The sequence below is a fragment of the Nonomuraea sp. NPDC004186 genome, from assembly GCF_053603495.1.
The window spans coordinates 18716-45078 of the sequence record NZ_JBSGFQ010000008.1 but is presented as its reverse complement, the minus strand read 5'-3'; the positions used below and the strand labels follow the sequence as shown (position 1 = coordinate 45078).

Here is a 26363-nt window from a genome sequence, read left to right as displayed (position 1 = left end):
CTGCGGCGAGGAGGGGCGCGGGGCTCCGCGATGGTAGAAACTTGGTGCGATGCCCACTATCTACGATGTCGCACGGGAGGCAGGCGTGTCCGCCGCCACCGTTTCCCGCGTGCTCAACGGCGCCCAGACCGTCGACCCCGCCATGGTCGCCCGGGTGCTCACGGCGGTCCGCGAGCTCGGCTACCGCCCCAACGCGGTCGCGCGCAACCTGCGGCGCAGCCGTACGTCCCTCTGGGCCGTGATCATCTCCGACATCGGCAACCCGTTCTTCACCTCCATGGTGCGCGGCATCGAGGACGTCGCACAGCAGGAGGGCTACTCGGTCGTGCTGTGCAACAGCGACGAGGACCCGGCCAAGGAGGAGACCTACGTCGCGGCGGCGCTGAGCGAGCAGATGGCCGGCGTCATCATCTCCTCCTCGGGCAGCGTCAAGGCGGCCAAGACGCTCATCGACTCGCCCGTGCCCGTCGTCGCCGTCGACCGCGAGCTGCCCAGAGGTGCCGTGGACACGGTGGTGGTCGACAACGAGGGAGGTGCGCGCACGGCCACCGAGCACCTGCTCGCGGCCGGATACCGGCGGATCGCGTGCATCGCGGGGCCCGAGGGTGTGAGCACCGCCGACCTGCGCCTGCGCGGCTACACGACGGCGCTGCCGGGTGACCCTGTGATCGTCCGCGCGGACTTCCGCGAGCAGGGGGGTTACGACGCCATGGCCGCACTGCTGTCCTCTCCCGAGCCTCCCGACGCGGTCTTCGTGGCCAACAACCTCATGACGGTGGGCGCGCTGCGCTGCCTGACCGAGCGCGGGGTGGACGTGCCCGGGCAGGTCGGCCTGGTCGGCTTCGACGAGATCCCGTGGGCGGACCTGGTGCACCCGTCGCCGTCGACGGTGACGCAGCCGACGTACGAGCTGGGCCGCATGGCCGCCCGCCTGCTGGTCGACCGCATCGCCACCCCCGCCGCCAAGCCCGCCACGATCGTCCTGCCCGCCGAGCTCCATCCCCGCGAGAGCTCCACCCCCCGTTAACGGGTCGCGAGCTCGTGGGCGATGTGGGAGGTGGAGTCGTACAGGTCCCGGTAGAGCCCGTACAACCGCGCGTAGTCCTCGGCGGCGGCCGGGTCGGGCTCCACGACGGACGCCACCGGGTTCCAGCCCGCGTACGAGACGCCGCAAGCCTGGGCCGCCAGCATGGCGTCGCCGAAGGCGGCGCCCACCGTGTGGGTGGACAGGACCTGCTCCTGCTGGAGCACGTCGGACACGATCCGCGTCCACAGCCCGCCCTTGGTGCCGCCGCCCACCGCGACCAGCCGCTTGGCCGACCCGCCCGCGGCCCGCATGGCCTCGAGGTTGTGCAGCACGCCGAAGGCGGTCGCCTCCAGCGCGGCCCGGTACAGGTGGCCGCGCCCGTGCCGCAGCGTCAGCCCGATGAGGGTGCCGCGCGCGTCCGGGTCGAAGAGAGGCGTGCGTTCTCCCGCGAAGTACGGCAGCATCAGCAGCCCCTCCGCCCCGCGCCCCACCGCCGCGGCCTCGGCCGTGAGCGACTCGAACGAGGCGCCGGTCAGGTCGCGCAGCCATCCGGTGACGGCGCCCGACGTGGCCATCCCCGCCGCCAGGTTGTACGTCCCCGGCGAGACCCCCACGGTCCCCCACAACTGCGGTGAGACGGCCCGCGAGGCCAGCACCTCGACCAGGAACATCGTCGTCCCGTACATGAGCATGACGTCGCCCGGCGAGGTCGCCCCCACGCTCAGCGCCTCGGCCCACGCGTCGATGGTCCCGGCCACCACCGGGATCCCCTCCGGGAGCCCGGTGGTGGCGGCGGCCGCCTCCGTGACCGTGCCGACGACGTCGCCGCTCCACGCCAGCGCGGGCAGCTCCAGCTCGGGGAAGAGCTCCCAGTCGTCGATCCACTCGTGGGCACGGGTGTCGTACAGGGGCGTGCACTGGCTGGCCGCGTGATGGTCGAGCACGTACGCGCCGGTCAGCCGGTACGCCAGCCACGAGTGCGCCATGAAGATCCGCCGCGTCCGCGCCCACACCTCGGGCTCGTGGGTGCGCAGCCACTCCAGCTTCGGCCCCACTGCCTGCGAGGTCAGCGGCGACCCGCACCGCTCCAGGATCGCGGAGGCGCCGTACCGGGAGGTCTGCGCCGCGATCTCGGCGGTGGCCCGGGTGTCCACCCCGTACAGGATCGCGGGCCGCAGCGGCGTGCCGTCCTGCGCGCAGGGCAGCACGCACGGGCCGATCCCGCTCAGCCCGACGGCGGCGACGTCCGGGCGGGCCAGCTCCGCCACGATCGAGGTGAAGTCCGCCCACCAGACGTCCTGCGCCGAGTGCTCGAACCAGCCCGGCCGTGGCGAGGCGGTGCGGTGCTCGCGGATCGCCGTCGCCACGACCGTGCCGTCGGCCGCCACGAGCACCCCCTTGGAGCTGGAGGTGCCGATGTCGACTCCGAGGAACATCAGTTCTGCCCCGACAGGTCGAACTGCTTGTAGAGCTCGGCCGCGTTGTCCTTGGTGACCTGCGTCGTGCCGAGCACCTGCTTCTTCTCGACCTGCCGGCCGTGCAGGATCTTGTTGACGGTGTCGGCCGCCTCCTGCGCGCCCGTCGGGTAGATGAACGTGGCCGAGAGCTGGCCGAGCTGGACCGCGCGGATGCCGCCGTCGGGGATGGCCAGGCCGTCGATGCCGATGAACTTGATCTTGTCGGCCTTGCCCGCCGCCTGGGCCGCCAGGTACGCGCCCAGCGCCATCGGGTCGTTGTGCCCGTACACGAGGTCGATCTGCTCGTGCTGGGCGAGCCACTGCTGCATGATCGGGGTGGCCTGTTCCTTCACCCACTTGCCCTCGCGGTCGGCGATGATCTTGATCTTGGGGTTGGCCGCGACGGCCTCGCGGAAGCCCTTGTCGCGGTCGATCTGCGGCTGGTTGGACATGATGCCGCGCAGCTCGACGATGTTGCCGCCGTCCGGCAGCAGCCTGACCGCCTCCTCCCCCGCCTTCCTGCCGATGAGCACGTTGTCGCCGCCGATGAAGGCGGTGTAGCAGTCGGTGTTCACGGTGCGGTCGAGGACGATCACGGGGATCTTGGCGTCGCACGCCTGCTGCACGGCCGCCGTCAGCGGCGCGGGCTCGGTGGGCGAGACGATGAGCGCGTCGACCTTCTGGGTGATGAAGTTCTGGACCTGGGAGACCTGCGTGGCGCTCGACTGCTTGGCGTCGGCGATCGGCAGCAACTCGATGTCCGGATATTTCTTCAAAAAGTGCTGCAACTGCAGGTTGAGCTGGGCCCGGTACGGCTCGGCGTTGTTCGACTGCGAATAGCCGACGACGAACTTCTTCTTCTCACCTGACGACGCCGACGGCGCGGGCGCCTTGGACGCGCACGCGGCGGCCAGGAGCGCGCAGAGCGCGATGGTGATGGTCTTCTTCATGATCGAGACCCTCCTCGGAAGATCTTGAAGAGATCGGGACGCTGCAGGACGACCGCCACGACGACGATCAGTCCCTTGATGACGAGCTGCCAGTTGTCGCTGACCGCGTTGAGGCCGAGCACGTTGTCCAGGAGCGTCAGGATGAGCGCCCCCACGAACGTGCCGGCGATGGTGCCCTTGCCGCCCGCCAGCGACGCCCCGCCGATGACGGCGGCGGCGATGGCGTCCAGCTCGAACGACTGCCCGGCCTGGGGGTCGGCCGAGGCGCTGTAGGCGGCGTCGATCGGCCCGGCGAAGCCGGCGAGCATGCCGGACAGGGTGAAGACCGCGATCGTGACCGCCGTGACGTTGACGCCGGACAGCCGGGCCGCGGTGGGGTTGCCGCCGACGGCGTACACGTGCCGGCCGAACCGGGTCTTCGTCAGGATCAGGTGGAAGACGACGCAGACCACGATGAAGGCCAGCACCGGATAGTAGACGCGATCGAAGAGGTTGTGCCCGGGGGTGCCGAACAGCTGGAACGCCTCAGCCTGCGGCGTCAGCTTCCCGTCGGCCCCGGCGATCTGGGTGCCGACGCTGACGTTGTCGCTGACCTGCCGGTCGAGCCCGCGTACGACCGAGAGCATGGCCAGGGTCATGACGAACGACTGGATGCGCAGCCAGGCCGTGCCGGCGCCGTTCAGGAACCCGAAGAGGGCTCCCACCGCCATGCAGATCGGCACGATCTGCCACGGCTCCAGCGAGAACTTGGCGAGCATCATCGCGGCCGTCATCGACGCGATGCCCAGCAGCGAGCCCACGGACAGGTCGATGCCGCCGGTCAGGATCACCAGCGTGACGCCGACCGCCAGGATGCCGCGGGAGGCGAAGGCTCCGATGGCGTTGGTGAGGTTGGTCTCGTTCAGGAACATCTCGCCCTTGGTGGCGATCCCCACGGCGAGGATCAGCACCAGGCCGATGTACGCCTGCGCGGCCCCGAGGGCGGAGAGCGTGCGCCGCATCCGGCTCTCCCCCGGCGCCTTCACGGGCGGCACTGGATCGGGTGGCGCGGTCTTCACGGTTGTCATATGGTCACCTGCTGTCTTGCCATGGCGGCCTCGAGGATCGCCTCCTGCGTCGCCTGGCCTCTCGGGAACTCGGCGGTGATGCGGCCCTCGCAGAGCACGAGGATCCGGTCGCACATGGCGAGCAGCTCGGGCAGCTCGGAGGAGGCCACGAGCACGCCCTTGCCCTCGGCGGCCAGCGACGACATGAGCGCGTGGATCTCCGCCTTGGCGCCCACGTCGATGCCGCGCGTGGGCTCGTCCATGAGGATCAGCGAGGGCGCCGTGAGCAGCCACTTGGCCAGCACGACCTTCTGCTGGTTGCCGCCGGAGAGGTTGCCGACGGTGAAGCGCAGTCCGGGCGTCTTGACCCGCAGCGCGCGCACCTGCTGCTCGACGGCCGCGCCCTCGCGCCGCCGGTCCACGGTCCAGAACCGCAGGTAGCGCCTGAGCGATGACAGGCTCGCGTTGAAGGCCACGCTGTTGCCCAGCACGAGGCTCTGCGCCTTGCGGTCCTCGGCGACCAGCGCGACACCGCGCTCGATCGCCTGCTTGGGGCTCCTGGGACGGTACGTCGCGCCGTGCAGGCTGATCGATCCCTCCGACGGCCGGTGCACGCCGAAGATCGATTCGAGCAGCTCGCTGCGCCCGGCGCCCATGAGCCCGGCCACGCCGACGATCTCCCCGGTGCGCACGGTCAGCGAGATGTCCCGCAGCGCCGTACGCCCGGTGTCCCGATCCCCCGGCACGCGGAGCCCCTCGACCCGCAGCAACTCGTCACCTTCGGTGGCGCCGTCGGCGCGCGGGAACATCTCGCCCAGGGGGCGGCCGACCATCATCTGGATGAGCTCGTCCCGGTTGATGCCGGTGCGCTCGCCGATGTACTGGCCGTCGCGCAGCACGACGACCCGGTCGGCGATCTCCTCCAGCTCCTCCAGCCGGTGCGAGATGTAGATGACGGCCACACCGCGCCCGGTCAGGTCGCGGATGACCTCGTACAGCCGCTGCACCTCCGCGTCGGCCAGGGCCGAGGTGGGCTCGTCCATGACCAGGACGCGGACGTTCTGCGACAGGGCCTTGGCCACCTCGATGAGCTGGCGTTCGGCGATCTTGCACTGTTTGACGAGCGTGCGCGGCGACAGGTCGAGCCCGAGGCCGCGCAGCAGCTCGGCGGTGCGCGCCTCGGTGGCCCTGCGGTCGAGGAGCGCGCGTTCCTGGCCGAGGAAGATGTTGTCCGCGACGGACAGCTCGGGCACCAGGTTGAGCTCCTGGTGGATCATGGCGATCCCGTGCCGCCGCGCGTCCTTGGGCGAGTGGATGTGCGCCACCTCGCCGCCGATCTCGATCTCGCCCTCGTAGTCCTTGAACACCCCGGCCAGGATGTTCATCAGCGTGGACTTGCCGGCGCCGTTCTCCCCGAGCAGGGCCACCACCTCGCCCTCCGCCACGGTGAGCGACACCCCGTCGAGGGCCCGCACGCCGGGGAAGGACTTGCCGATGGCCCGCATCGCCAGGACGGTGGTCACCGGAGGCTCCACGCCGTGTAGGAGGCCGCCGACCAGGGGGTCTTCGGGGCCAGCTGGACGGTGATCTCCCGCTGCCCGCGGGTGGCGCCCGCCGGGATCTGGTAGACGTCCTCCAGCCACCTGCGGGTCCGGTTGCCCAGCGGCTGCACCCAGTCGGCCAGCCGCCGCCCGTTGACGGTGACCTCGGCGTGCTGCCCGGCGACGCTCTGGTCACTCGTACGGCGCAGCTCGACGCCCTGGTTGTTCCGGTCGATCGTGAGCCTGAACGTGACCGGGGCCTGCGTGACCCGCTGGGTGGCCTTGAGCGTGACGGGGTTCCTGAAGTCGCCCTCGAACGCGGACTCCAGCGTGGTGACCTCGCCCTGGCCGGTGTAGCCGTGCAGCCGCTCGCTCGCCGGGTCGCCGACCGTCAGCGAGTCCGTCTGCGCCGTGGCTCTGCGGTCGGAGCCGTACCAGTAGGCGGTGGAGGAGTAGACGCCTTCGACGTCGTTCGTCCAGCCGTGCTCGATGTCGAACGTCAGCGAGCCCGCGAACGGCACGGCGTCGCCGATCATCAGCCGGTACGCGCCGGTGCAGTCGTTCTCCGCCGGGAAGCCGGCCGCCGGGGCCAGGTGGGCGGTGTTGCCGTGGAACGGGGTGCTGAAGGTCTCGCGGTTGAAGTACCAGCCCGCCTGGTAGAAGTCCTCGGTGCCGGTGCCGTGGATCTGCGGGGTGCGCGAGCCGTCCACGTAGACGCGCTCGTCGCCTTCCAGGTAGTTGCGGTTGGTCGGGCCGCGCATGGTGTGGCTGATCCCGACGAACTTGCCCTGCGCGCCGGAGACCCGAAGGAAGGGCCAGCTCGTGCCGGGGGTGGTGCCGCCTGTGCGGGACTGCGTCCTGAAATAACCGACATTTCCTGATACGGGGCGGTTGGTTGACGTGACCGTCGCCTGGCCCTCGATCGTGCGGCCGGAGTCGTTGAACAGCTCGACCGTCGCGCCCGTCCGGTACGGCATCGGCCACCACGCGCTGAGCGTGCTGGTCGCGGCGTCGACCGCGTACATGAGCGACTTGACGGGCAGCATCGCGTGCCCGCTGCCGAAGAACTCGCCGGCCGGCGAGTCCACCGTGCGGCGGCCGTCGAACGTGATCCGCAGCCGCAGCCCCTGCAGGATCTCCTGCGCCGTCCTGATCTTCGCCAGCTGGGGCTGGTCCATCGGGAAGGCGAAGGTCCGCTCGCCCTGCCAGGTCTGCGCGACGATCGTGTAGTGGTGCGCGGCCTCGTCGGCCGCGTCGCCCACGTCCACGGTGTCGGTACGCTTGCCGGCGCTGTCCACCCAGTACGTGAACTCGTTGTAGTCGAGGTCCGACGAGGCGAACACGTTCTTGATCGTGATCTGCGACTTGCCCTTGGTGGCACTGGCCGGCAGGTCCACGACCTCCTCGGCCCACATCCCGGCGGCGCCCAGCCTGCTCGGCGGCCACTGGGCCACCTGCTGGCCGTCCACCAGGACCTTGGCGACCTGCCTGCCGATGGCGGGGTCGATGCGCCTGGTCAGCCGCACGCCGTCGTTGGCGGGGTCGATCTTCACCGTGAACTCGCTGGAGCCGTTCCGGCCGAACGCCCGGCCCTCGTCGGCCTCGGTCTCAGGCAGCACCTGCTCGGCCTGGGGCAGCTTCAGCTTGATCGACGACAGCAGGCCGGCGCCCTGGGTGCGCGCGACCCGTACCGACTGGCCGGGAGCGAGGCGGATCGCGGCGTCCTGGGAGCGCGCGCCCGGGACGGCGGGCTTGGGGTCGCCGCCCGCCTTGAGCCGGTCGATGACGTCCTGCGCCTTGTCGGCCGGGTCGAACGTGCTCACGCCCTCGGCGTCGGCGAACGTGCGGTAGCTGACGTGGTGGAAGAGCGGGTTGTGCTCGGTGGTGATGCGCATCGAGCGGGTGAACGGCATCGGCACCTCGACGTAGACGCCGCCGGAGCTCTGATCGGCGTTGCCCACGAGGGGGTAGGCGAAGGGGGCGCCGAGCTTGCCGTCCACCAGGTCCTGGAGGCTCGCGTCCACCACCTTCCTGCCGTCGAGCTCGACCGTGATCCTGCCGGTCCTGCTGACGTCGCCGCCGTCCCTGGTGAACCAGATGGCCTGCACCTCGCCGGCGCCGGTGTGCTCGGCGATCACGCAGCCCCCGTCGTCGGTGCTGCTCAGGCACGAGTACGTGCCCTCGAACCCGTCGTTGTTGTCGCCGGTGCGGTCGAAGCTGGAGAACTGCTTGGTCTGCACGCCGACGGGCAGCTCGGGCAGCCGGTCGAGCCTGCGGTAGACGTCCCACCCGACGGGTCCCTTGGCGCTCGCCTGCGCCTGCGCCGGTGCGCTGGGGCCCTTGGCGCTCGCCTGCGCCGGTGCGCTCAACCCGCCCAGGACGAGCGCGGCCGCGAGGAGGAGAGGACTAAGCCGCATCGCCGAACCCCTCGAACTCGACGCCCAGCTGCTTGCAGACCGCTTCCAGCTCGGCGATGTAGTCGCCGGGGACCGCGTGGATGTGGTTGGAGCCGAACCGCCCGAGGAACTCGGTGGCCGGCACGTGCAGCCTGGTGAACGCGTGCGGCCACTCGAACGTGGACTGCCGGGCCATCGCCTCGTTGGTGGCGTCGTCGTACAGCTCGAAATCGCCGCGCATCACGTGCATGCGGTACTGGCCGTCCCTGCGGGTGAGGCGGGCGAACGTGGCGGCGCCGGGCGCGGCGAGGTGGTGCACGCTCGCGCCGCCCGCCGGGAAGAAGAACACCTCGGGGTAGAAGTGCGTCCTGGCGAGGTTCTCCTCGGGGTCGTCGGACCTGGCCGCGTACCAGGTGGCGTGCTGGCCGGAGTTGCACAGGTCCCAGACGTCCTTGTCCGCGTGGTAGTGGCGGACGTCGGCGAAGAGCACCGGGTCGCCGCTCAGCAGCTTCAGGATCTGCATCGTCAGCGCGCCGTCCATGTCGGCCTCGGTGGCGCAGACGTGGGTGTCCTTCGGGCCCTCCCAGTCGTACGGGTCGTTGAGGAAGGCCTCGGCGAGGTCCATCGTGCAGAAGTGGGTGGTCAGCTCGGGCTGGCCCTTGATGCCGGAGAAGTCCAGGTTCCACTCGTCGATGAGCTCGCGCATCGCGTAGTACGTGCGGATCTGGCGTTCGAGCAGGTCCGGCGTGAGCTGCTTGCCGTCGTAGTGCACGTTCCCCTTGGCCTCGAGCCACTGGCGGGCCTGGGTGACCCGCGCCTGGGAGGCGTTCTCACTCCGCCGGACGATCTCCCACTGGTCGATCTCCTCGACGTCGACGCCGAACGTACGCATCCACTGGTCGGTGTTGGCGACGGCGGTGTACATGCCCATCGGCCGGCCGCCGATCCGGCCGAACGTCGAGCCGCGCAGGCCCCGGACCGCCTGGGCGGCCCGCACCTCGGTCAGCACGCGCTCCCTGACGGCGGGGTCGTCGATGTCTCCCCAGGCGCGGGCGTGCACCCGGCCGATCTGGTCCAGGCCACCGCCGCCGGCGAGCATGCCGACCATGCCGGGCTGCGCGGGGTCGATGTTCGCCATGAGCAGCAGCGGCCCTGGGGTGGACTCGGCGGCCAGCATGGTGAAATGCGGGAAGGCCCAGACCGCGTAGTTGAAGATGGTCAGATCGGGCCGGCGATCGGCCAGCCATCGCGCCTGCGACGTGGCCAGCTCGTTGGTCCACACGATCTCCGGCGCCACGATGACCTCGTGGCCCTCCTTGCGCAACGCCTCCGCGAGGGCGGTGGTGGCGTGGGTGATGTGCTCAACGAGATCGCGGGCGACGAAGTCCCGCCCGTCCGAGATGCTCAGCACTCCGATACGTGCCACGGGTTGTCCTCCATGCATACGAGAAATCGATTGCTCAGAAATCGATTTCCCTCAACCTAGATCCGACCTTTTGACCCGTCAATCCCGCTTCACATCACAGAATCACAACGGTGAACCGATTTCTCGAACCCTGCCGCCGAGGCCCACACCGGCACCCCGTCGCGGACGACCAGCAGCCGCCACATCTCACCCCAGGCCCCGTCCACCCACGCCCGACCACCACCACGCCGGTCCACCCACGCCGGTTCACCCACGCCGGTTCACCCACGCCCGTCCACCACCGAGCTCGGCCATCAGCACGCCGGTCGCCCCCAACGCCGTCCCGCGCCTCCCCCCAACACGGGCCACCTCCCGACGCCGGTCCGCACCTCCCACACGCCGGTCACCCCCCAGCGGCGGCCCCGGGCCTCCCGCCGGCCACCCCCCAGCGGCGGCCTCGGCCTCCCGCACGTCGGGCACCTCCCACACGCCGGCCATCCCCAACGGCAGCCTGCGCCTCCCGCGCTTGCCGCGCCTCACCGCGTCCGCGCTGCCCCGGCACCCCGCCGAGGAGCCGGGGCGGCGAGTCGGCGGAGCTCGGCCCCTCGCCTCACCGGACATGCGCGTGACCCCCCGTCGGCTCAGCACCGCGACCGCCGCCCTCCACGGCAACCCGCTGGCGACCGGCGCCGGCTCGGTCGGTTCGCTGGGAGCCGGTGCCGGCGAAACGGCGGAGCTCGGTCGCGGCGGTCGGCTGCTCAGCGTGGATACGCGTCATAGTGGCGGCGGTTGCCGCCCGGAGCGGGGGCGCAGGTCTCGGGGAGATATCGATTCCCGGATTCGGCAAGCTGTAGCAGGAACTTCTTGACGCTGGCCGCCCCGACGCCTACCTTTCTGGGAAATCGATTGCTCACCCCCCGAGCTTTCTGCAAGATCAGGAGGATGCGACATGTCGGCTTTCGAGAGGGTGACCCGCCGATCTCTGCTGCGTGGCGGCGCCGTCGTCTTAGGGTCGGCGATGGCGGCACCGCTGCTGTCCGCGTGCGGGGGCGGCGGGAAGACCGGCAACGCCAAAGAGCTGACGTTCTGGAACTTCTACGGCCCCAACCCGCAGGCCGACGCGCAGAGCAAGTGGTTCACCGACCTGGTGGCGGCGTGGAACGCCAACAACGAGGTCAAGGTCAAGCTCCACTACCTGCCCGTCTCCGAGTACCTCGCCGGCACGGCGCTGCAGACCGCGTTCTCCGCCGGTCAGGGGCCGGACATCTTCCTGCTCAGCCCCGGCGACTTCCTCCGCTACCACAACGGCGGCGTACTGGCCGATCTCACGCCGCACCTCAAGCCCGACCAGATCGCCGACTTCGACGGCGGCGTGCTGGACACGCGCAAGGTGGACGGCAAGATCTACGGCCTGCCGATGGAACAAGAGCCGCTGGCCATGTACTACAGCATCGACGCCTTCGAGAAGGCGAAGCTGGCCGAGGGCGACCTCCCCCAGACCTGGGACCAGTTGCTGGACGTGGCCGCCAAGCTGACCACCAAGGACCAGTTCGGCATCCTCTTCGAGACCATCCCCGGCTACTACCAGAACTTCACCTGGTACCCGTTCATGTGGATGGCCGGCGGCTCGGCCGTGCCGGGGAACGGCGGGGCCGGGTTCAACGCGCCCGGCGTACACCAGGCGCTGAAGCTCTGGCAGGACGCGGTCAACAACAAGGTCGCGCCGCGCAAGCCGCAGGGCGACGGCGCGGGCAACGCCCCGGCGAACCTCGCAAGCGGGTCCGTCGCCATGCAGCAGAGCGGCATCTGGTCGGTGTCGCAGCTGGAGCAGGAGAAGAAGGACTTCAAATACGGAGTGTTCCGGCTTCCCGTTCCTGAAGGCGGGACTTACACCACCGACATCGGCGGGTGGGCGTTCGTCGCCAACGCCAAGGGGGCGAACCCGGAGGCGGCGGCCAAGTTCATCGCCTGGGCGCTGGGCGCCACCGACGCGGCCGGCGTCGAGCGCGGCCGGCAGTGGAACACGGTCGTCAAGACGAACCTGCCGGCCCGCAAGTCCGTCCAGGAGGCGGCCAAGGCGGCGGGGGCATTCGACAAGCCGGCGCTCAAGGTGTTCCTGGAGCAGGTGGTGCCGGGCGGCCGGGGCGAGCCCCGCTACACGCCCGAGGTGTACAAGGCCGTCTCGGACGCCATCCAGGCCACCCAGCTCGGTGGGGTGGACCCGGCCAAGGCTGCGGCGGACGCCGCCGCCAAGATCGACACCTTCCTGAAGGGCTACAAGGGTGCGGCCATGCTCTGACGCCCTCGCGGGCGCAACCCCACGGCCGCTGCCGTCCGGCCGGGCGATGGGCGCGCGGTCATGTTCCAGCCGGGCCTCGGCGACGCGGCCGGAGGGTCGCGTCGCAACGGTCCGGTTGGGGGCAGGTGCCCGCGTGTCCCCAGTGAAACCGCGCCGGCGGCACCCGGCGACCGGCCCTCTGAGCGAAAGGCGGTAGTCGTGGCCACATTGGTCGACCCGGGTACGGCGGTCGCCGGCGAGGCCGTGCCCCGCGTGTGGTGGACCCGGCGCAGAAGAGAGGCCCTGGCCGCGTACGCGTTCGTCGCGCCCGACCTGCTCGGCCTGCTCGTCTTCGTCGGCCTCCCCATGGTGCTGGCCGTCGGCGTGTCGCTGTTCAGCGTGGACGGGTTCGGCGGCTACACGTACGTCGGCCTGGACAACTTCCGCCAGATGGCCGAGGACGCGCAGCTCTGGCAGAGCGTCAAGGTCACGCTGACGTACATGGTGACCTTCGTCCCCATCGGGTTCGTCGTCAGTCTCGGGCTCGCGCTGCTGGTCCGCGACCACTTCCCCGGCGTCGGCCTGGTGCGCACGATGTTCTTCCTGCCGCACGTCATCAGCCTCGTCGTGGTCGGCGTGGTGTGGCAGTTCCTGCTGGCCGACAAGCAGGGCGCGGTGCCCGCGCTGCTGCGGCCGGTGGGCCTGGGCGACGTGTCGTTCCTGGGCAACCCCGCGCTGGCGCTCGGGTCGCTGGTGGTGATCAGCATCTGGTTCCTCATGGGGTATCAGATGCTGATCCTGCTGGGCGGGCTCAAGGACATCCCCAAGGAGTACGAGGAGGCGGCGCGCGTCGACGGGGCCACCTCGTGGCAGCGCTTCCGCCACGTCATCTGGCCGCTGCTCCGGCCGACCAGCTTCTTCGTGCTGGTCAACTCGACCGTCGGCGCGGTGACCGGCCTGCAGGCCTTCGACCTCGTCTACGTGCTGACCAAGGGCGGTCCGGCCAACAGCACGTCCAGCGTGGTCTTCTACATCTACCAGCAGGCCTTCACCTTCAACAACTACGGCTACGCGGCGGCGCTGACCACGGTCGTGGTCGGGTTCCTGGTCGTGGCCACGGGGCTGATGTTCGGGCTCACGAAGGGAGGCAGGTTCGATGTCGGTTAGGCTGCGCGCCCTCGTCGGGTACGTGCTGGCGGCCGTCACGGTGGCGCCGCTGGTCTGGCTGCTGGTGACGGTGCTGAAGCCGGCGGACGAGCTGTTCGAGGTGGCGCTGCCCAGCCGCTTCACCCTGGACAACCTGCTCTACGTGCTGACCGAGGTGCCCATCGGCAGGTACATGCTCAACAGCCTCGTCGTCTCCGTGGCCGTCACGGTGGTCGCGCTCGTGCTGCACTCGATGGCCGCCTACGCGCTGGCCCGGCTGCGCTTCCCCGGGCGGCAGGTGATCTTCTCGATGATCGTCTCCACGCTGCTGGTGTCGCTGCCGGTGATCCTCGTCCCGCTGTTCCTGGTGGCCAGGCAGCTCGGGCTGCTCGACACGTACGCGGGGCTGATCCTGCCGGCGATCTTCCACGCGTTCGGGATCTTCCTGCTACGGCAGTACTACCTGACGATCCCGCGCGAGCTCGAAGAGGCGGCAGATCTCGACGGATGCGGATATTTCCGGCGCTGGTGGCAGGTGGTCGTGCCGCTCAGCCGGCCCGTGCTCGCCTCGCTCGCCGTGCTGTTCTTCCTGGCCAACTGGAACGCGTTCCTCTGGCCCTTGACCGCCACCCGCGACCCCGAGCTGCGCATGGTGCAGGTCGGCATCGCCACCCTCCAGGGCCAGTACGGCTCGGCCTGGAACTACGTCCTGGCCGCGACGGTGATCGCGGCCGTGCCCACCTTGATCGCGTTCGTGCTCGGCCAGCGCCGCCTGGTCGAGGCGATCAAGACCTCCGGATTGAAGTGAATGAGGATCATATGAGCTACGGAAACCACGGCAGCAGCCTGCGTGACCTGCCCCGCCTGCGGTCGTCCAGGCGCAAGCGGGTCTCCAGCTACGACCGCACGGGCGGCAACGAGGACCGGCTGACCGTCGAGGCCGGCACCACCGTGACCCTGGCCGACATCGAGGGCCCCGGCTCGATCAACCACATCTGGTGCACGGTGGCGCTCCCGCTGAAGGACGTGCCGGACGCGGTGGACGTCGACTACCTGCGCAGGCTCGTGCTGAAGATCACCTGGGACGACCAGGAGCACCCCAGTGTGCTGGTGCCGCTCGGCGACTTCTTCGGCATGGGCCACGCCAAGACCGCGAACTTCGTCTCCGCGCCGCTGCAGATGAGCCCGCAGGACGGCAAGAGCTTCAACTCGTGGTTCCACATGCCGTTCGCGAGCCGCGCGAAGGTGGAGCTGATCAGCGAGCTGTCGGCCGAGCCGGTCTTCTTCTACTACTACGTCGACTACGAGCTGTTCGACTCGGCGGCCGAGGACCTCGGTTACTTCCACGCGCAGTGGCGGCGCGAGCGGCCCACCGACGGGGTCCCGCAGGGCACGCAGAGCAACCGCGAGTACCAGGTCGAGGGCATCAACGACACGGGCGAGGGCAACTACGTCATCCTCGACGCCGAGGGGCGCGGCCACTACGTGGGCTGCGTGCTCAACATCCGCAACCTGCGCGAGACCAGCGACTGGAACTGGTACGGCGAGGGCGATGACATGATCTTCATCGACGGGGAGCCGTTCCCGCCCTCGCTGCACGGCACCGGCACCGAGGACTACTTCAACACCGCCTGGTGCCCGACGCAGACCTACCACGCGCCGTACCACGGCATCACCCTGCCCGGCGGGGACAACTGGAGCGGCGATATCTCCCTCTACCGCTTCCACGTCGAGGACCCGATCACGTTCACCGAGTCCATCAGGGTGACGATCGAGCACGGCCACGCCAACAAGCGCTCGGACGACTTCTCCTCGGTCGCGTACTGGTACCAGACGCTGCCGCACAAGCCGTTCGGGCTCGCGCCGGTGGCGGAGCGGTTGCCGTTCCCGCCTGCGTAATCGATTTCTCCTGCCCGCGTCTCCGAGATCGGACGAGGTTGATCAAGATCCAAGATGTCGCGCGGCACGCCGGGGTCTCCGCCGCGACGGTCTCCCGCGTGCTCAACGGCCGTTCCACGGTCAACCCGGAACTGGCGGGGCGGGTGCTCGCGGCCGTGCGGGAGCTCGGCTACCGGCCCAACGGGGTGGCGCGCAATCTCAGGCGCAGGCAGACGACGTTGTGGGCGGTGCTGGTCTCCGACGTCGGCAACCCGTTCTTCACCTCCCTGGTACGGGGGGTGGAGGACGGGGGCCGGCAGTTCGGGTACTCGGTGGTCCTGTGCAACACCGACGAGAACCGGGCCCGGGAGGCCGAGTACATCGCGGTGGCGCTGGCCGACAACATGGCCGGCGTGATCATCTCTCCGGCTGACGACTCGACGGACATCTCCGCCCTGGTCGCCGCGGGCACCGCCGTCGTCACCATCGACCGCGAACTGGCCGAGACCGAGGTCGACGCGGTGATGGTGGACAACGAGAAGGGCGCGGAGATGGCGACCGCGCACCTGCTGTCGTCCGGCTACCGGCGGATCGCGTGCATCACGGGCCCGCGGCGGATGTCCACCGCCATGCGGCGGCTGCGCGGCTACCACCGGGCGCTGCGCGCGGCCGGCGTGCCGGTGGATCGTGCCCTGGTGCGGCACGCGGACTTCCGGGAGGAGGGCGGCTACTCGGCCATGGCCGCGCTGCTGGACGAGGGGGTGGAGATGGACGCCGTGTTCGCGGCCAACAACCTCATGACGGTGGGGGCGGTGGAGTGCCTGACCGAACGGGGGGTGCCGATCCCCGAGCGGGTGGGGGTGATCGGGTTCGACGACATCCCGTGGGCCCGGCTGTTCCGGCCCGGGCTGAGCACGGTCCGGCAGCCGACGTACGAACTGGGGCGGGCGGCGGCGCAACTGCTGGCCAGCCGGATCGACAACCCGGCCCGGCCGGCGGCCCGGATGGTGCTGCAGACGGAACTGCACCCCCGCGAAAGCTCCCGCCCCCGGCACGACTGAGAGCTCACCGGCGGCCGCCGAGGGCTCGCGCGACCGTGAGGCTGTCCTCGTAGATGTGGTAGCGGGTGATGAGCCCGTCCTCGACGGTGAGGTGCAGCGCGAACGGCGAGGTGTACGCGACCCCGCTGACACGTACCGTCTGCGCGATCTCACCGAGCACGACGGCGTGCGTCCCGTCGACCAGGATCCGCGCCACCGACGTGCCGTTCAGCTCGGGCACGTGGTGGGCCTCCAGCGAGCGGAAATGGTCCGCCACGTCGGCCCGGCTGGACCGGGGCCGGATCCACGGCACCGCGGGATGCCCCTCGGCGGGCCAGTCGAGCTGCCAGTCGACCGGCTCGGCGAACAACTCCGCGGTGCGAGGATGATCGCCCTTGGCCATCCTGCGCAGCAGCTCCTCCACGACGTCACGGGTGTCAGTACTCATGCCGCAACCCTCTCGGCAAAGGCACGGGACGTCGATTACCTCCGAGATAATGGGCACGGCGGTCACCCGCCAGGTCGTCCGACCGTCAGCGCCGGGCCCCGACCGCGGCACGGGCCCCCTCCGCCGAGAGGGCCGGCGCGGTGGCCTCGCCGATGCCCGACGACGCTCCGGCGACCAGGGCTCCGATGACCTGGGCGACCTTTGCGTGCAACGGGTGGCTCACATGCCTCCTCCGGCTATTTGCCGGTCGCGTTCCGGCCGAGCCAGTCGCGGTAGCTGATCGTGCCGAGGACGGCGCCGTCCTCCGGAACCAGCGACCGCTCGCTCAGCTCGCTGCCGAAGTAGCGCGCGTGCGGGTCGGTGACCACCTCGCGCGGGTCGCCCCAGGCGGTCAGCGCCTGGCGGAAGAACTCGTCCATGCGGTACTCCTCGGGCCCGGCGATCTCGACCCTGCCGTTCAACGGCGCTCCGACCGCGGTCCGGCCGACCGCCTGGGCCACGTCGTCACCCGCGATCGGCTGGAACAGCACGGGTGCGATGTGCACCTTGCCATCCGTCGTGGCCTCGTCGGCGATGCCGCGGGCGAACTCGAAGAACTGGGTCGAGTGCACGAGGGAGAACGGGATGCCCGACTTCTCGATCAGCTGCTCCTGAGCGATCTTCGCCGCGAAGTAGCCGTTGTCCGGCATCCGCTCCGTACCGACGATCGACACCGCGACGTGGTGACCCACGCCCGCCGCCGCCTCCGCCGCGAGCAGGTTGCCCGTGGAGGTCTCGAAGAACTCCAGCACCGCGGCCCGCTCGAACGACGGCGAGTTCGACACGTCCACCACCACCTGCGCACCTGCCAGCACCTCGGCCAGCCCTTCGCCGGTCAGCGTGTTGACGCCCGTGTTCGGTGCCGCCGCCACCGCCTCGTGACCGTGCTCGCCCAGCTTCGCCACCAGCTTCGACCCGATCAGGCCCGTCCCGCCGATTACCACGATCTTCATTGCGATCCTTTCGCTCCGCCGGGCCACCTCGTCGCCACCCGGTCGCCAGCTAAGACCGGACAGCCTCCGGGCTTGTGACAGCCCGGGCGAAATTGCTTCGCAGGGAGAAGGAGCTACGGCGTGCCCCGGACGGGGGCCTGCCACATCGCGACGATCGCGTCGATCAGGCCGTCGGCCGTGTCGTCCCAGGTGGGCCGGAAGGTGGGCGCGTGTTCGGCCAGGGCCCGTTCCCGCTCGACGCACATCTGCACGATGAGGTGGCGGGCCATCGTGGTGCGTTCGCGGTGGAGGCCGGCGGGGCGGCCGGGCATGCACCGGGCCAGGCCGTCGCTGAAGAGCCGCAGCACCGGGGCGGCGGTCAGGGCCTCGTCCACCATGATCGCGTTGAACGCGGGGTCGGCCATGACCTGGGCGGCGAAGCGGGCGTACCAGGTGGGGCTGCCCAGGGTCTCCAGGTGTTCGGTGAGCGGGCGGACCAGGCAACCGACCCAGTCGCGCAGGTCGGTGGAGCCGTCGATGTCGGCCATCATGCGTGCGCGGATGCGCTCGATCTGCTCGGCGTGCTTGCGCGCGATCGCGCGGATCAGGTCGGCCTTGGTGCCGAAGTGGTAGCTGACCGCGGCGTTGTTGCCCTGCCCGGCGGCCTCGCTGATCTGGCGGTTGCCGACGGCGTGCACGCCGCGTTCGGCGAACAGCCGCTCGGCCGCGGCCAGGAGCGCCTCCCGGGTCGCGCTGACCTGCTCGTCCCGTGTCATCTTGCTGATCATCGTCATTCACCGCACCGGGACTTTCGCGCAGCCCGCGACGGCCCGGTCCCACAGGCCGCCGCAGGTCCTCGGCCGTGCCGGCGAGGCGTGACGGAAGGACAGCCTATTCAAGCGACGGACCGACGGTCGTCCCGTCGAGGGCTGCTCCGGCTTGACAGGCATCCGCCCCACGCTAGAGTTTAAATCAATCGGTTGATTTAAATCATCCGGCCGACGCGAGTGCGGGGATCGGCCAGGCCCGCGAGACGGCCCGTGAAGCTCGCTTGAAAGGCATTCCAGGAGGAAACAGTGACGACAATCCCGGAGTACGACATCGCCAGATCGGCGAAGTGCCCGCTGGACCCGGCACCTGCGATGCGGGCGCGGCAGGAGGAGGGCCCGCTGTCCCGGGTCCGCCTGTGGGACGGCAGCACCGCGTGGCTGGTGACCGGCCACGCCGAGCACCGCGCTGTGCTCGGTCACCCCAAGGTCAGCGTCGAGCCCGCGCGCGGCATCCCCCGGCTCTCCCCGGCGGAGGCCGCGACGATGGACAGCATGGCCAAGGCGGGCTCGGCGAGCCTCGGCTTCATCATGATGGACGATCCCGAGCATGCCCGCCTGCGGCGGATGGCGACCTCCGCGTTCACGGTCAAGCGGGTCGAGGCGATGCGCCCGGCCACGCAGGAGATCGCGGACGAGCTGATCGACCGGCTGCTCGCCGGCCCGAAGCCCGCCGACCTCGTCGAGGCGTTCGCGCTGCCGCTGCCCTCGTTGGTGATCTCCAACCTGCTCGGCGTCCCGTACGACGACCACGAGTTCTTCCAGGCCAACAGCAGGACCATCATCAACCGCAACTCGACCGCGGAGGAACGCGGACAGGCCCAGCACCGGCTGGCCGAGTACCTGGACGGGCTGATCGGCGAGAAGCTCGCCAAGCCCGGCGACGACCTGCTGTCCGGGCTGGTCGAGCGGGTCAAGGCCGGTGAGCTGTCCCGGCAGGAGGCCGCCCGCATGGGCGTGCTGATGCTGTTCGCCGGCCACGAGACCACCGCGAACATGATCACGCTGGGCACCCTGGCCCTGCTGCGGGACCCCGGCCAGCTCGCCCTCCTCCGCGGGAGCGACGACCCGAAGCTGATCGCCTCGGCGGTCGAGGAGCTGCTGCGCTACCTCACGATCACCCACGGCGGGCTGCGGCGGGTGGCGCTGGAGGACATCGAGATCGCCGGCCAGGTCATCCGGGCCGGCGAGGGCATCATCACGGTCAACGAGACCGCCAACCGCGACCCGTCCGTCTTCCCCGACCCGGACCGGCTGGACCTCCAGCGCAACCCCCGGCTGCACGTGACCTTCGGGTACGGGGTGCACCAGTGCCTGGGACAGCCGCTGGCGCGGATGGAGCTGCAGGTCGCCTACCCCGCCCTCCTGCGGCGGATCCCCACCCTGGCGCTCGCCGCCGAGCTGGAGCAGATCCCGTTCAAGCACGACGGGTTCGTCTACGGGGCCTACGAGCTGCCCGTCACCTGGTGACCGCGGAGGACATCGTGAAGATCATCATCGAGCAGGACAGGTGCGTCGCGTCCGGTCAGTGCGTCATGGCCGCCGACGACGTGTTCGACCAGCGGGACGAGGACGGGGTCGTGGTCCTGCTGAACGACGACCCGTCGCCCGAGCGGATGGCGGACGTGCGGCAGGCCGCCCTGGTCTGCCCCGCCCTGGCCATCACCGTCGAGGAGTGACCGAAGGCGGCCAGGGCCGATGCGGGTCCACCATCCCCCAGCAGGAAGGCAAGCGTCATGGACGATCGGCTGATGTACCGGCGTGAGTTCTACGTCGGAGGTGAGTGGGTCAAACCGGCGGGCGGCGAGGTGCTGAAGGTCGTCTCCCCGTCGAGCGAGGAGGTCGTCGGCGAGGTACCGGTCGCGACCGTGGAGGACATGGACCGCGCCGTGGCCGCCGCCCGCGCCGCTTTCGACCACGGCCCGTGGCGTCCGATCGGCCTGACCTCAGGATGGCCGGGATGAGGTCGGCCACGTCCATGTCAGCGAGCCGTCGGGGACTCGTCGACTTGGCGTAATGTCCGGGTTGTCAGGCTGTGCGGAGAATCGTCCCATGCGTAAATCTTCCGCTGCCGTCGCCGCGCTGATGGCAGCCCTGGTCGCCGGCACCGTCACTCCCGCGTCGGCCGATGTCCAGGAGACCGGCGGCCCGTCTCTCAGCTTCGCCCTGCTCGGCGACACTCCGTACGGCGCCGACCAGCGGGCGGCGTTCCCCGCGCTGGTCGACGCGGTGAACGCCGACCCGGACGTCCGCTTCGTCCTGCACGCCGGTGACGTCAAGGATGGCGCGTCCACCTGTGACGACGCGCGCTTCGCCGACCTGGCCAAGCTGTTCGGCACCTTCGACGACCCGTTCGTGCTGACCCCCGGCGACAACGAGTGGACCGACTGCCACCGCACCGCCGCCGGGGGCTATGTGCCCACAGAGCGGCTCGACGCGGTCCGCACGTTCTTCTACCCGAAGGCCGGTCACACGCTCGGCCGCAACTCGATCGGCGTGCGGACCCAGGCGTCCGACAGCCGGCACAGCGCCTACAGGGAGAACGTGCTGTTCCGCCGGCAGGGCGTCGTGTTCGCGACCGTGCACGTGGTCGGCAGCGAGAACGACCTGGCGCCGTGGTCCCAACTGCCCGGCGGCGACCGTCCTGACCTGCGACTGGCCGAGTTCACCGCGCGGAAGGCGGCGGCCCTCGACTGGATCGACACCGCCTTCGACACCGCACGGCAGACGAACGCGCCGGGTGTGCTGCTCCTGATGCAGGCCGAGCCGACCGACACTCCCGGGTTCTCCGAGATCCGCGCCCGGATCACCGACCGTGCCAAGGCGTACGGCAAGCCCGTCCTGCTCGTGCACGGTGACGAGCACGTGTACGAGGTGGAGCCCGGCTACGCGGGCGTCCCCAACCTGACGAGGCTGGAGACCTACGGCGTCACCGCGACCCAGTGGCTGCGCGTCACGGTCGAGCCCCGCTCGCGCGCGGTGTTCTCATGGCGGCCCCAGACGGTGCCCGCCTCCTGAAGGAAGGCCGCCGGTCCGGAGCACTCGCTCCGGGCCGCCGGCTCAGCCGCCCGCCCGTTCGGCGTGGTGGCAGGCGGCGTAGTGGTCGCCGACCGCCTCCAGCACGGGCTCGACCTCGGCGCACCGCTCGGTCGCCTTCCAGCAGCGCGTGTGGAAGCGGCATCCGAGTGGCGGCGCGACAGGGCTCGGCGGGTCGCCCGCCAGCATGATCCGCTTCCGGCCGCGTAGCCGGGGCTTCGGCACGGGTGCCGCGGAGAGCAACGCCATCGTGTACGGATGCGCCGGCTCCCCGTACACCCCGGCCGCGGGCCCGACCTCGGCCAGCCGCCCCAGGTACATCACGCCGACCCGGTGCGACACGTGCCGCACCACGGCCAGGTCGTGGGCGATGAACACCAGCGCCACGCCGAGCGTGCGCTGCAGCTCGGCGAAGAGGTTGACCACCTGCGCCTGCACCGACATGTCCAGCGCCGACACCGGCTCGTCGCACACGATCACATCCGGTTCGGTGGCCAGCGCGCGGGCGATGCCGATCCGCTGCCGCTGCCCGCCGGAGAACTCGTGCGGGAACCGGTTCATCCGGTCGGGGGACAGGCCCACCAGCTCCAGCAGCTCGCCGACCCGCTCCCGCATGGCGCGCGCGTCCGGGCACAGCCGGTGCACCCGCAGCGGCTCGGCGACGATGTCATGCACCGTCATGCGGGGGTTCAGGGAGGTCAGCGGGTCCTGGAAGACCATCTGGACGCGCCGCCTGATGTCGCGCGGCACGCCGCCGCGGGCGAAGAACGGCCGGCCGCGGAAGGTGACCTCGCCCTGGTCGGGGCGTTCGAGGCCGACGAGCATGCGGGCCAGCGTGGACTTGCCGCAGCCCGACTCGCCGACGATGCCCAGGGTCTCGCCGGCACGCAGCTCCAGGTCCACGCCCGCGACCGCGCGCACGGCCCCGCCCCTGGACAGCATCCCGCCGCGGTAGGTCTTGTGCAGCCCGACGGCCTGCAACACGGGCTGGTCAGACGCGGGCTGGTCAGACGCGGGCGGCATCGAGCATCTCCTCCGAGTGGTGGCAGGCGGCGTACCGGCCGGTTCCGGTCGGCAGCAACGTCAGTTCCGGGCGCGTGGTCGAGCACACCTCGCTCGCCCGCGCGCAGCGCGGCGCGAACGAGCACCCGGGCGGTACGCTCGCCGGGCTCGGCGGCGCCCCGGGGATGGCGCGCAGCGACGCGGCCGGGCTGTCCAGGTCGGGGATGGCGGCCAGCAGCGCGTCGGTGTAGGGATGGGCCGGCAGGTCGTACAGCTCGCCGACCTCGCCGCTCTCCACGATGCGCCCGGCGTACATCACCGCCACCCGGTCGCTGACCTCGGCCGCCACCCCCAGGTCGTGGGTGATGAGCAGCACGGCGGTGCCCAGCTCGCGCCGCAGCCGGTCGATGAGCTCCAGGATCTGCGCCTGGACGGTCACGTCCAGCGCGGTCGTCGGCTCGTCGGCGATGATCAGGTCGGGTTCGAGCGCCACGGCCATGGCCACGAGGATGCGCTGGCGCATGCCGCCGGAGAACTGGTGCGGGTAGTCGTCCACGCGCGTGGCGGCGGCCGGGATGCCCACCAGGTCGAGCAGTTCGACCGCGCGGGCCCTGGCCTGCTTGCGCGAGGCGCCACGGTGCACCCGGAACAGCTCCCCGACCTGGTCACCGACGCTGAGCACCGGATTGAGCGCCGACAGGGCGTCCTGGAAGACCAGCGTCATCGCGCTGCCGCGCAGCGCACGGCGCTCCTCGGCGGACATCGCCGTCAGGTCCCGGCCGCCGAGCCGGGTCGCCGCGGAGCGCACCCGGACGTTCGGGCCGTCGAGCAGTCCCATGACGGCCTTGGCGGTGACGGATTTGCCCGACCCCGACTCGCCCAGCAGCGCCAGTGTCTGGCCGCGTTCGATGGTCAGGTCCACGCCCCGCACCGCCGGGACCTCGCGTCCGTGGGCGGTAAAGGTGACGTGGAGGTCGCGGATCTCCAGGACGGGTGCCTCGCTCACTGCACCCCTTTCTCAGATGTGACGAAACTTGGCGTCGACTTAGCCGAAGTTGCCGAAAAACAACTCTCATATTGCCTTTCACGCCCGATCCTGGCAAGCTTCCTCGAAATCGGATGAAAGGGATTGCCAGTGCTGGAAGCCGCGAAGAGCTATAAGGGTTACCGTTCCTACGAGTACCTGGAAGCAGGCGTCGACTACCGGGAGTTCGACCTGGCGCCCGAGTTCGGCAGGGTTCCGGCGTACCAGGGGCCCGAGCTCACCACCGAGCAGACCGAGCGCGTCCGCCGCCTGCTCGTCGACAGCCTGGTCGTGTCGCTGCACGACCACCCGTCGATCTTTCCCGACGACATCGGCCAGACCGTCGACTACAACCGCACCGCCCGCCACCACACCGGCTACGCCGGCCTGGCCCGCTCCGGCATGACGGTCGTCTTCGACAACCTCATGGACGGCACCTGCTGCATCACCAGCCAGGCGGGCTGGAAGTGGAACGACGTGATCGCCGACATCGGCATGCGCCTGTCGGACCTGGCCCACCAGGACTTCCTCATCAAGGTCGAGCGCCTGGCCGACGTGCGCGAGGCGCACGCCGGCGGCCGCATGGGCCTCGTGCTCGCTCTCGAGGCGGCCACGATGATCGAGAACGAGGTCGACAGGATCGACATGCTGTACGGCTTCGGCGTCCGCCAGATGGGCATCGCCTACAGCGAGGCCAACACCCTGGGCAGCGGCCTGAAGGAGCGCGGTGACGGCGGCCTGACCCTGTTCGGCGAGAAGGCCGTGCGCCGCATGAACAAGCTCGGCATCGCCATCGACGTCTCCCACTCGGGCGACCAGACCTCGCTCGACACGATCCGCCACTCCACCAAGCCGATCCTCATCACCCACGCGGGCGCCCGTTCGGTCTGGCCGACGAACCGGATGAAGCCGGACTCCGTCATCAAGGCGGCGGCCGAGCGCGGCGGCGTGATCGGCCTGGAGGCGGCCCCGCACACCACGCTCTCGCCCGACCACCCCCGCCACAGCCTGGAGTCGGTCATGGACCACTTCACCTACTGCGTGGACCTCGTCGGCATCGATCACGTCGCCTTCGGCCCCGACACGCTGTTCGGCGACCACGTGGGGCTGCACGACACCTTCGCCGAGCACCTGTCGCTCAACGAGGCGCACGCGGGAACCCCGTACGAGAAGGTCGCCTACGTGGACGGCCTGGAGAACCCGGCCGAGTGCTTCTGGAACATCATCTCCTGGCTCGTCGCCCACGACTACTCCGACGACGAGATCACCAAGGTCATCGGCGGCAACGTCATGCGTGTGCTGGAAGAGGTCTGGTTCTGATGAGACGCTCCATCCTCGTCTTCGCCGCGCTGGCGATCGCGACGGCGGCCTGCGCCCCTAGCGTGCCGGGACAGTCGTCGTCGTCCCAGAGCGCGCCGCCGGCCAACGCCGACCGGCTGACCATCGGCACGACCGCCGACGTGGTCAACTACAACCCCCTGGTCGGCAACAGCCGTACCGACTCGTGGGTCACCAACCTCATGTACCCGCACCTGACCCAGATGGACGAGTCGGGCAAGCGCGTCCCGTACCTGGCCACCGAGTGGTCCTACTCCGACGACGGCAAGACCGCCACGGTGAAGCTGCGCGACGACATGAAGTGGTCCGACGGCAAGCCGGTCACCGCCGACGACGTGGTGTTCTCGGTGACGACGGTGCAGAAGGAGAAGTTCGGCGTGGTCGCCGGGCTCATCACCGCGCTGGACAAGGCCGAGGCCGTCTCGCCGACCGAGGTGCGATTCTCCCTCAAACGCCCTGACGGCACCTTCCTCGACAACGTCGGCTTCTGGCTGCCGGTCGTGCCCAAGCACGTCTTCGAGAAGGCGCCCAGCGTGCAGAAGTTCGCCAACGACGCCGACTGGGTGAGCGCGGGGCCGTTCAAGCTCACCAAGGTCGAGCGCGGCCAGCGCTACATCATGCAGCGCGTGGACGACTTCGGCCCCGGCACGCCTGCCGTCAAGGAGATCGTCTTCCGGGTCTTCCCCGACGTGAACACCGAGGTCCTCGCGCTGCGCAACGGCGAGATCGACCTGATCGGCAACGTGCTGCCGCCCGCCACCGCGACCGAGCTGAAGAACGACCCGAAGGTCACGTTGCAGCAGATCCCGTCGCTGGGCTGGGCGCACCTGCAGTACAACACCAAGCGCAAGCCGCTCGACGACGTCCGCGTCCGGCAGGCGCTCGCGCAGGCCGTCGACTACGAGGCCATCAGGAACATCGCGCTCAAGGGCTTCGCCAAGTCCTCCAATTCCAGCGTGCTCACCCCGTCGCTGCCCGACTACGTGGACCCGTCCTCGAAGGAGTACGTCTTCGACCCGGAGCAGTCCAAGAAGCTGCTGGCCGAGGCCGGGGTGACCGACCTCAGCCTGAGCATGGTCTACGACCAGGCCGACCCGAACATCGCCCGCTGGGCCCCCATGGTCCGCGACTCGGCGAAGAAGGCCGGGATCACGATCAAGCTGCAGGGCCTGGAGCGCAACACGTACCTGGACAAGACGCTCAAGCGCGACTTCGACATCTACGCCGGCTCGTGGGCCGTCATGGACAACCCGCCCGCGAACCTCGGGCTGGCCTTCAAGACCGGCGGGTTCATCAACTACGCCCAGGTCAGCGACCCCAAGCTGGACGACCTGATCGACCAGGCGCAGCGGGCGCTCAGCCCCGCCGACGCCAAGGCGCCGATCCAGGAGGCCGCGCGGATCATCCACGACCAGGTCTACGACAACGTCCTGTACGTGGAGACGTTCAACATCGCGCACTCCACGAAGTGGACCGGGTTCAAGCCGATGCCCAGCGAGCTGCTGTCCATCCTGAACCCGCTCTCCCTCGCCGCGGCCAAGCCGGCGGGCTGA

Annotated in this window: 24 protein-coding genes; 12 read left to right on the top strand and 12 right to left on the bottom strand. The window is 70.2% G+C overall.

Features of this window, described 5'->3' with window-relative positions; all coding sequences use genetic code 11:
- The first annotated feature begins 49 nt into the window (after positions 1 to 49).
- Positions 50 to 1027, top strand: coding sequence for a LacI family DNA-binding transcriptional regulator (locus tag ACWEPL_RS08710; RefSeq protein ID WP_452435617.1), 978 nt, complete (start codon positions 50 to 52; stop codon positions 1025 to 1027).
- Here the strand turns inward: ACWEPL_RS08710 and ACWEPL_RS08705 are convergent.
- From ACWEPL_RS08705 to ACWEPL_RS08680, 6 genes are read right to left on the bottom strand one after another with little or no spacing between them, the layout of a single operon-like run.
- Entirely contained in the window at positions 1024 to 2463 is a 1440-nt protein-coding gene (locus ACWEPL_RS08705) for an FGGY-family carbohydrate kinase (protein WP_452435616.1), read from the bottom strand. The genes ACWEPL_RS08710 and ACWEPL_RS08705 overlap by 4 nt on opposite strands.
- On the bottom strand, positions 2463 to 3434 hold the full coding sequence (locus ACWEPL_RS08700) for a substrate-binding domain-containing protein (protein WP_350741222.1): 972 nt from the start codon (positions 3432 to 3434) through the stop codon (positions 2463 to 2465). The genes ACWEPL_RS08705 and ACWEPL_RS08700 overlap by 1 nt, the downstream gene beginning before the upstream one ends.
- Entirely contained in the window at positions 3431 to 4501 is a 1071-nt protein-coding gene (locus ACWEPL_RS08695) for an ABC transporter permease (protein WP_452435615.1), read from the bottom strand. The genes ACWEPL_RS08700 and ACWEPL_RS08695 overlap by 4 nt, the downstream gene beginning before the upstream one ends.
- Positions 4498 to 6003, bottom strand: coding sequence for a sugar ABC transporter ATP-binding protein (locus ACWEPL_RS08690; RefSeq protein WP_452435614.1), 1506 nt, complete (start codon positions 6001 to 6003; stop codon positions 4498 to 4500). The genes ACWEPL_RS08695 and ACWEPL_RS08690 overlap by 4 nt, the downstream gene beginning before the upstream one ends.
- A complete protein-coding gene (locus tag ACWEPL_RS08685; protein WP_452435613.1) occupies positions 6000 to 8438 on the bottom strand; it encodes a glycoside hydrolase family 172 protein in 2439 nt (812 codons plus the stop codon). Before ACWEPL_RS08685 ends, ACWEPL_RS08690 begins: the two co-directional genes overlap by 4 nt.
- On the bottom strand, positions 8428 to 9843 hold the full coding sequence (locus tag ACWEPL_RS08680; RefSeq protein WP_350741214.1) for an L-fucose/L-arabinose isomerase family protein: 1416 nt from the start codon (positions 9841 to 9843) through the stop codon (positions 8428 to 8430). Before ACWEPL_RS08680 ends, ACWEPL_RS08685 begins: the two co-directional genes overlap by 11 nt.
- 928 nt (positions 9844 to 10771) lie before the next feature.
- Between ACWEPL_RS08680 and ACWEPL_RS08675 the strand changes: the two genes are divergently transcribed.
- From ACWEPL_RS08675 to ACWEPL_RS08655, 5 genes are all read left to right on the top strand, one after another.
- On the top strand, positions 10772 to 12121 hold the full coding sequence (locus ACWEPL_RS08675) for an ABC transporter substrate-binding protein (RefSeq protein WP_363968036.1): 1350 nt from the start codon (positions 10772 to 10774) through the stop codon (positions 12119 to 12121).
- 198 nt (positions 12122 to 12319) lie between these two features.
- Positions 12320 to 13267 carry a carbohydrate ABC transporter permease gene (locus ACWEPL_RS08670; RefSeq protein ID WP_355197007.1) on the top strand — a complete coding sequence of 316 codons (948 nt, stop codon included), beginning with the start codon at positions 12320 to 12322 and terminating at the stop codon, positions 13265 to 13267.
- On the top strand, positions 13257 to 14054 hold the full coding sequence (locus ACWEPL_RS08665; protein ID WP_192783722.1) for a carbohydrate ABC transporter permease: 798 nt from the start codon (positions 13257 to 13259) through the stop codon (positions 14052 to 14054). The genes ACWEPL_RS08670 and ACWEPL_RS08665 overlap by 11 nt, the downstream gene beginning before the upstream one ends.
- 11 nt (positions 14055 to 14065) lie before the next feature.
- Positions 14066 to 15145 carry a glycoside hydrolase family 172 protein gene (locus ACWEPL_RS08660; protein WP_452435612.1) on the top strand — a complete coding sequence of 360 codons (1080 nt, stop codon included), beginning with the start codon at positions 14066 to 14068 and terminating at the stop codon, positions 15143 to 15145.
- Between the two features lie 38 nt (positions 15146 to 15183).
- The gene (locus tag ACWEPL_RS08655; RefSeq protein WP_355197013.1) at positions 15184 to 16185 is read left to right on the top strand and encodes a LacI family DNA-binding transcriptional regulator; all 1002 of its coding nucleotides are present in this window, start codon (positions 15184 to 15186) and stop codon (positions 16183 to 16185) included.
- A gap of 4 nt (positions 16186 to 16189) precedes the next feature.
- On the opposite strand, the gene ACWEPL_RS08650 is transcribed toward ACWEPL_RS08655, so the two are convergent.
- The 4 genes from ACWEPL_RS08650 to ACWEPL_RS08635 form a co-directional block, all read right to left on the bottom strand.
- Positions 16190 to 16612 carry a nuclear transport factor 2 family protein gene (locus ACWEPL_RS08650; RefSeq protein ID WP_452435611.1) on the bottom strand — a complete coding sequence of 141 codons (423 nt, stop codon included), beginning with the start codon at positions 16610 to 16612 and terminating at the stop codon, positions 16190 to 16192.
- 85 nt (positions 16613 to 16697) lie between these two features.
- Complete coding sequence (locus tag ACWEPL_RS08645; protein ID WP_452435610.1) at positions 16698 to 16835, bottom strand: hypothetical protein; 138 nt, start codon at positions 16833 to 16835, stop codon at positions 16698 to 16700.
- Between the two features lie 13 nt (positions 16836 to 16848).
- On the bottom strand, positions 16849 to 17604 hold the full coding sequence (locus tag ACWEPL_RS08640) for an SDR family oxidoreductase (RefSeq protein WP_452435609.1): 756 nt from the start codon (positions 17602 to 17604) through the stop codon (positions 16849 to 16851).
- Between the two features lie 113 nt (positions 17605 to 17717).
- On the bottom strand, positions 17718 to 18359 hold the full coding sequence (locus ACWEPL_RS08635) for a TetR/AcrR family transcriptional regulator (RefSeq protein WP_363968049.1): 642 nt from the start codon (positions 18357 to 18359) through the stop codon (positions 17718 to 17720).
- Positions 18360 to 18659: 300 nt separating this feature from the next.
- Here ACWEPL_RS08635 and ACWEPL_RS08630 point away from each other — a divergent pair, with 300 nt between their 5' ends.
- The 4 genes from ACWEPL_RS08630 (at position 18660) to ACWEPL_RS08615 (ending at position 21428) form a co-directional block, all read left to right on the top strand.
- Entirely contained in the window at positions 18660 to 19880 is a 1221-nt protein-coding gene (locus tag ACWEPL_RS08630; protein ID WP_452435608.1) for a cytochrome P450, read from the top strand.
- Positions 19881 to 19894: 14 nt separating this feature from the next.
- Positions 19895 to 20089: a ferredoxin gene (locus ACWEPL_RS08625; protein ID WP_452435607.1), complete on the top strand. Its 195-nt coding sequence runs from the start codon at positions 19895 to 19897 to the stop codon at positions 20087 to 20089.
- A 57-nt stretch (positions 20090 to 20146) separates the two neighbouring features.
- Complete coding sequence (locus ACWEPL_RS08620) at positions 20147 to 20374, top strand: aldehyde dehydrogenase family protein (protein ID WP_350741191.1); 228 nt, start codon at positions 20147 to 20149, stop codon at positions 20372 to 20374.
- Between the two features lie 88 nt (positions 20375 to 20462).
- Positions 20463 to 21428, top strand: coding sequence for a metallophosphoesterase (locus tag ACWEPL_RS08615; RefSeq protein WP_449911064.1), 966 nt, complete (start codon positions 20463 to 20465; stop codon positions 21426 to 21428).
- A gap of 42 nt (positions 21429 to 21470) precedes the next feature.
- Here the strand turns inward: ACWEPL_RS08615 and ACWEPL_RS08610 are convergent, their stop codons facing one another.
- The gene (locus ACWEPL_RS08610; protein WP_452435606.1) at positions 21471 to 22469 is read right to left on the bottom strand and encodes an ABC transporter ATP-binding protein; all 999 of its coding nucleotides are present in this window, start codon (positions 22467 to 22469) and stop codon (positions 21471 to 21473) included.
- The gene (locus ACWEPL_RS08605) at positions 22453 to 23454 is read right to left on the bottom strand and encodes an ABC transporter ATP-binding protein (RefSeq protein ID WP_355197027.1); all 1002 of its coding nucleotides are present in this window, start codon (positions 23452 to 23454) and stop codon (positions 22453 to 22455) included. The genes ACWEPL_RS08610 and ACWEPL_RS08605 overlap by 17 nt, the downstream gene beginning before the upstream one ends.
- A gap of 129 nt (positions 23455 to 23583) precedes the next feature.
- On the opposite strand from ACWEPL_RS08605, the gene ACWEPL_RS08600 reads away from it, so the two are divergent.
- Together ACWEPL_RS08600 and ACWEPL_RS08595 are read left to right on the top strand one after the other, a co-directional pair.
- Positions 23584 to 24792, top strand: coding sequence for a dipeptidase (locus ACWEPL_RS08600; protein ID WP_350741185.1), 1209 nt, complete (start codon positions 23584 to 23586; stop codon positions 24790 to 24792).
- The gene (locus ACWEPL_RS08595) at positions 24792 to 26363 is read left to right on the top strand and encodes an ABC transporter substrate-binding protein (protein ID WP_452435605.1); all 1572 of its coding nucleotides are present in this window, start codon (positions 24792 to 24794) and stop codon (positions 26361 to 26363) included. Before ACWEPL_RS08600 ends, ACWEPL_RS08595 begins: the two co-directional genes overlap by 1 nt.

Excerpts from the sequence above, each read along its gene's own strand:
- ACWEPL_RS08710 (WP_452435617.1), top strand. The coding sequence starts at position 50 with ATGCCCACTATCTACGATGTCGCACGGGAGGCAGGCGTGTCCGCCGCC.
- ACWEPL_RS08705 (WP_452435616.1), bottom strand. The coding sequence starts at position 2,463 with ATGTTCCTCGGAGTCGACATCGGCACCTCCAGCTCCAAGGGGGTGCTC.
- ACWEPL_RS08700 (WP_350741222.1), bottom strand. The coding sequence starts at position 3,434 with ATGAAGAAGACCATCACCATCGCGCTCTGCGCGCTCCTGGCCGCCGCG.
- ACWEPL_RS08695 (WP_452435615.1), bottom strand. The coding sequence starts at position 4,501 with ATGACAACCGTGAAGACCGCGCCACCCGATCCAGTGCCGCCCGTGAAG.
- ACWEPL_RS08685 (WP_452435613.1), bottom strand. The coding sequence starts at position 8,438 with ATGCGGCTTAGTCCTCTCCTCCTCGCGGCCGCGCTCGTCCTGGGCGGG.
- ACWEPL_RS08675 (WP_363968036.1), top strand. The coding sequence starts at position 10,772 with ATGTCGGCTTTCGAGAGGGTGACCCGCCGATCTCTGCTGCGTGGCGGC.
- ACWEPL_RS08665 (WP_192783722.1), top strand. The coding sequence starts at position 13,257 with ATGTCGGTTAGGCTGCGCGCCCTCGTCGGGTACGTGCTGGCGGCCGTC.
- ACWEPL_RS08660 (WP_452435612.1), top strand. The coding sequence starts at position 14,066 with ATGAGCTACGGAAACCACGGCAGCAGCCTGCGTGACCTGCCCCGCCTG.
- ACWEPL_RS08650 (WP_452435611.1), bottom strand. The coding sequence starts at position 16,612 with ATGAGTACTGACACCCGTGACGTCGTGGAGGAGCTGCTGCGCAGGATG.
- ACWEPL_RS08640 (WP_452435609.1), bottom strand. The coding sequence starts at position 17,604 with ATGAAGATCGTGGTAATCGGCGGGACGGGCCTGATCGGGTCGAAGCTG.
- ACWEPL_RS08635 (WP_363968049.1), bottom strand. The coding sequence starts at position 18,359 with ATGACACGGGACGAGCAGGTCAGCGCGACCCGGGAGGCGCTCCTGGCC.
- ACWEPL_RS08620 (WP_350741191.1), top strand. The coding sequence starts at position 20,147 with ATGGACGATCGGCTGATGTACCGGCGTGAGTTCTACGTCGGAGGTGAG.
- ACWEPL_RS08615 (WP_449911064.1), top strand. The coding sequence starts at position 20,463 with ATGCGTAAATCTTCCGCTGCCGTCGCCGCGCTGATGGCAGCCCTGGTC.
- ACWEPL_RS08610 (WP_452435606.1), bottom strand. The coding sequence starts at position 22,469 with ATGCCGCCCGCGTCTGACCAGCCCGCGTCTGACCAGCCCGTGTTGCAG.
- ACWEPL_RS08595 (WP_452435605.1), top strand. The coding sequence starts at position 24,792 with ATGAGACGCTCCATCCTCGTCTTCGCCGCGCTGGCGATCGCGACGGCG.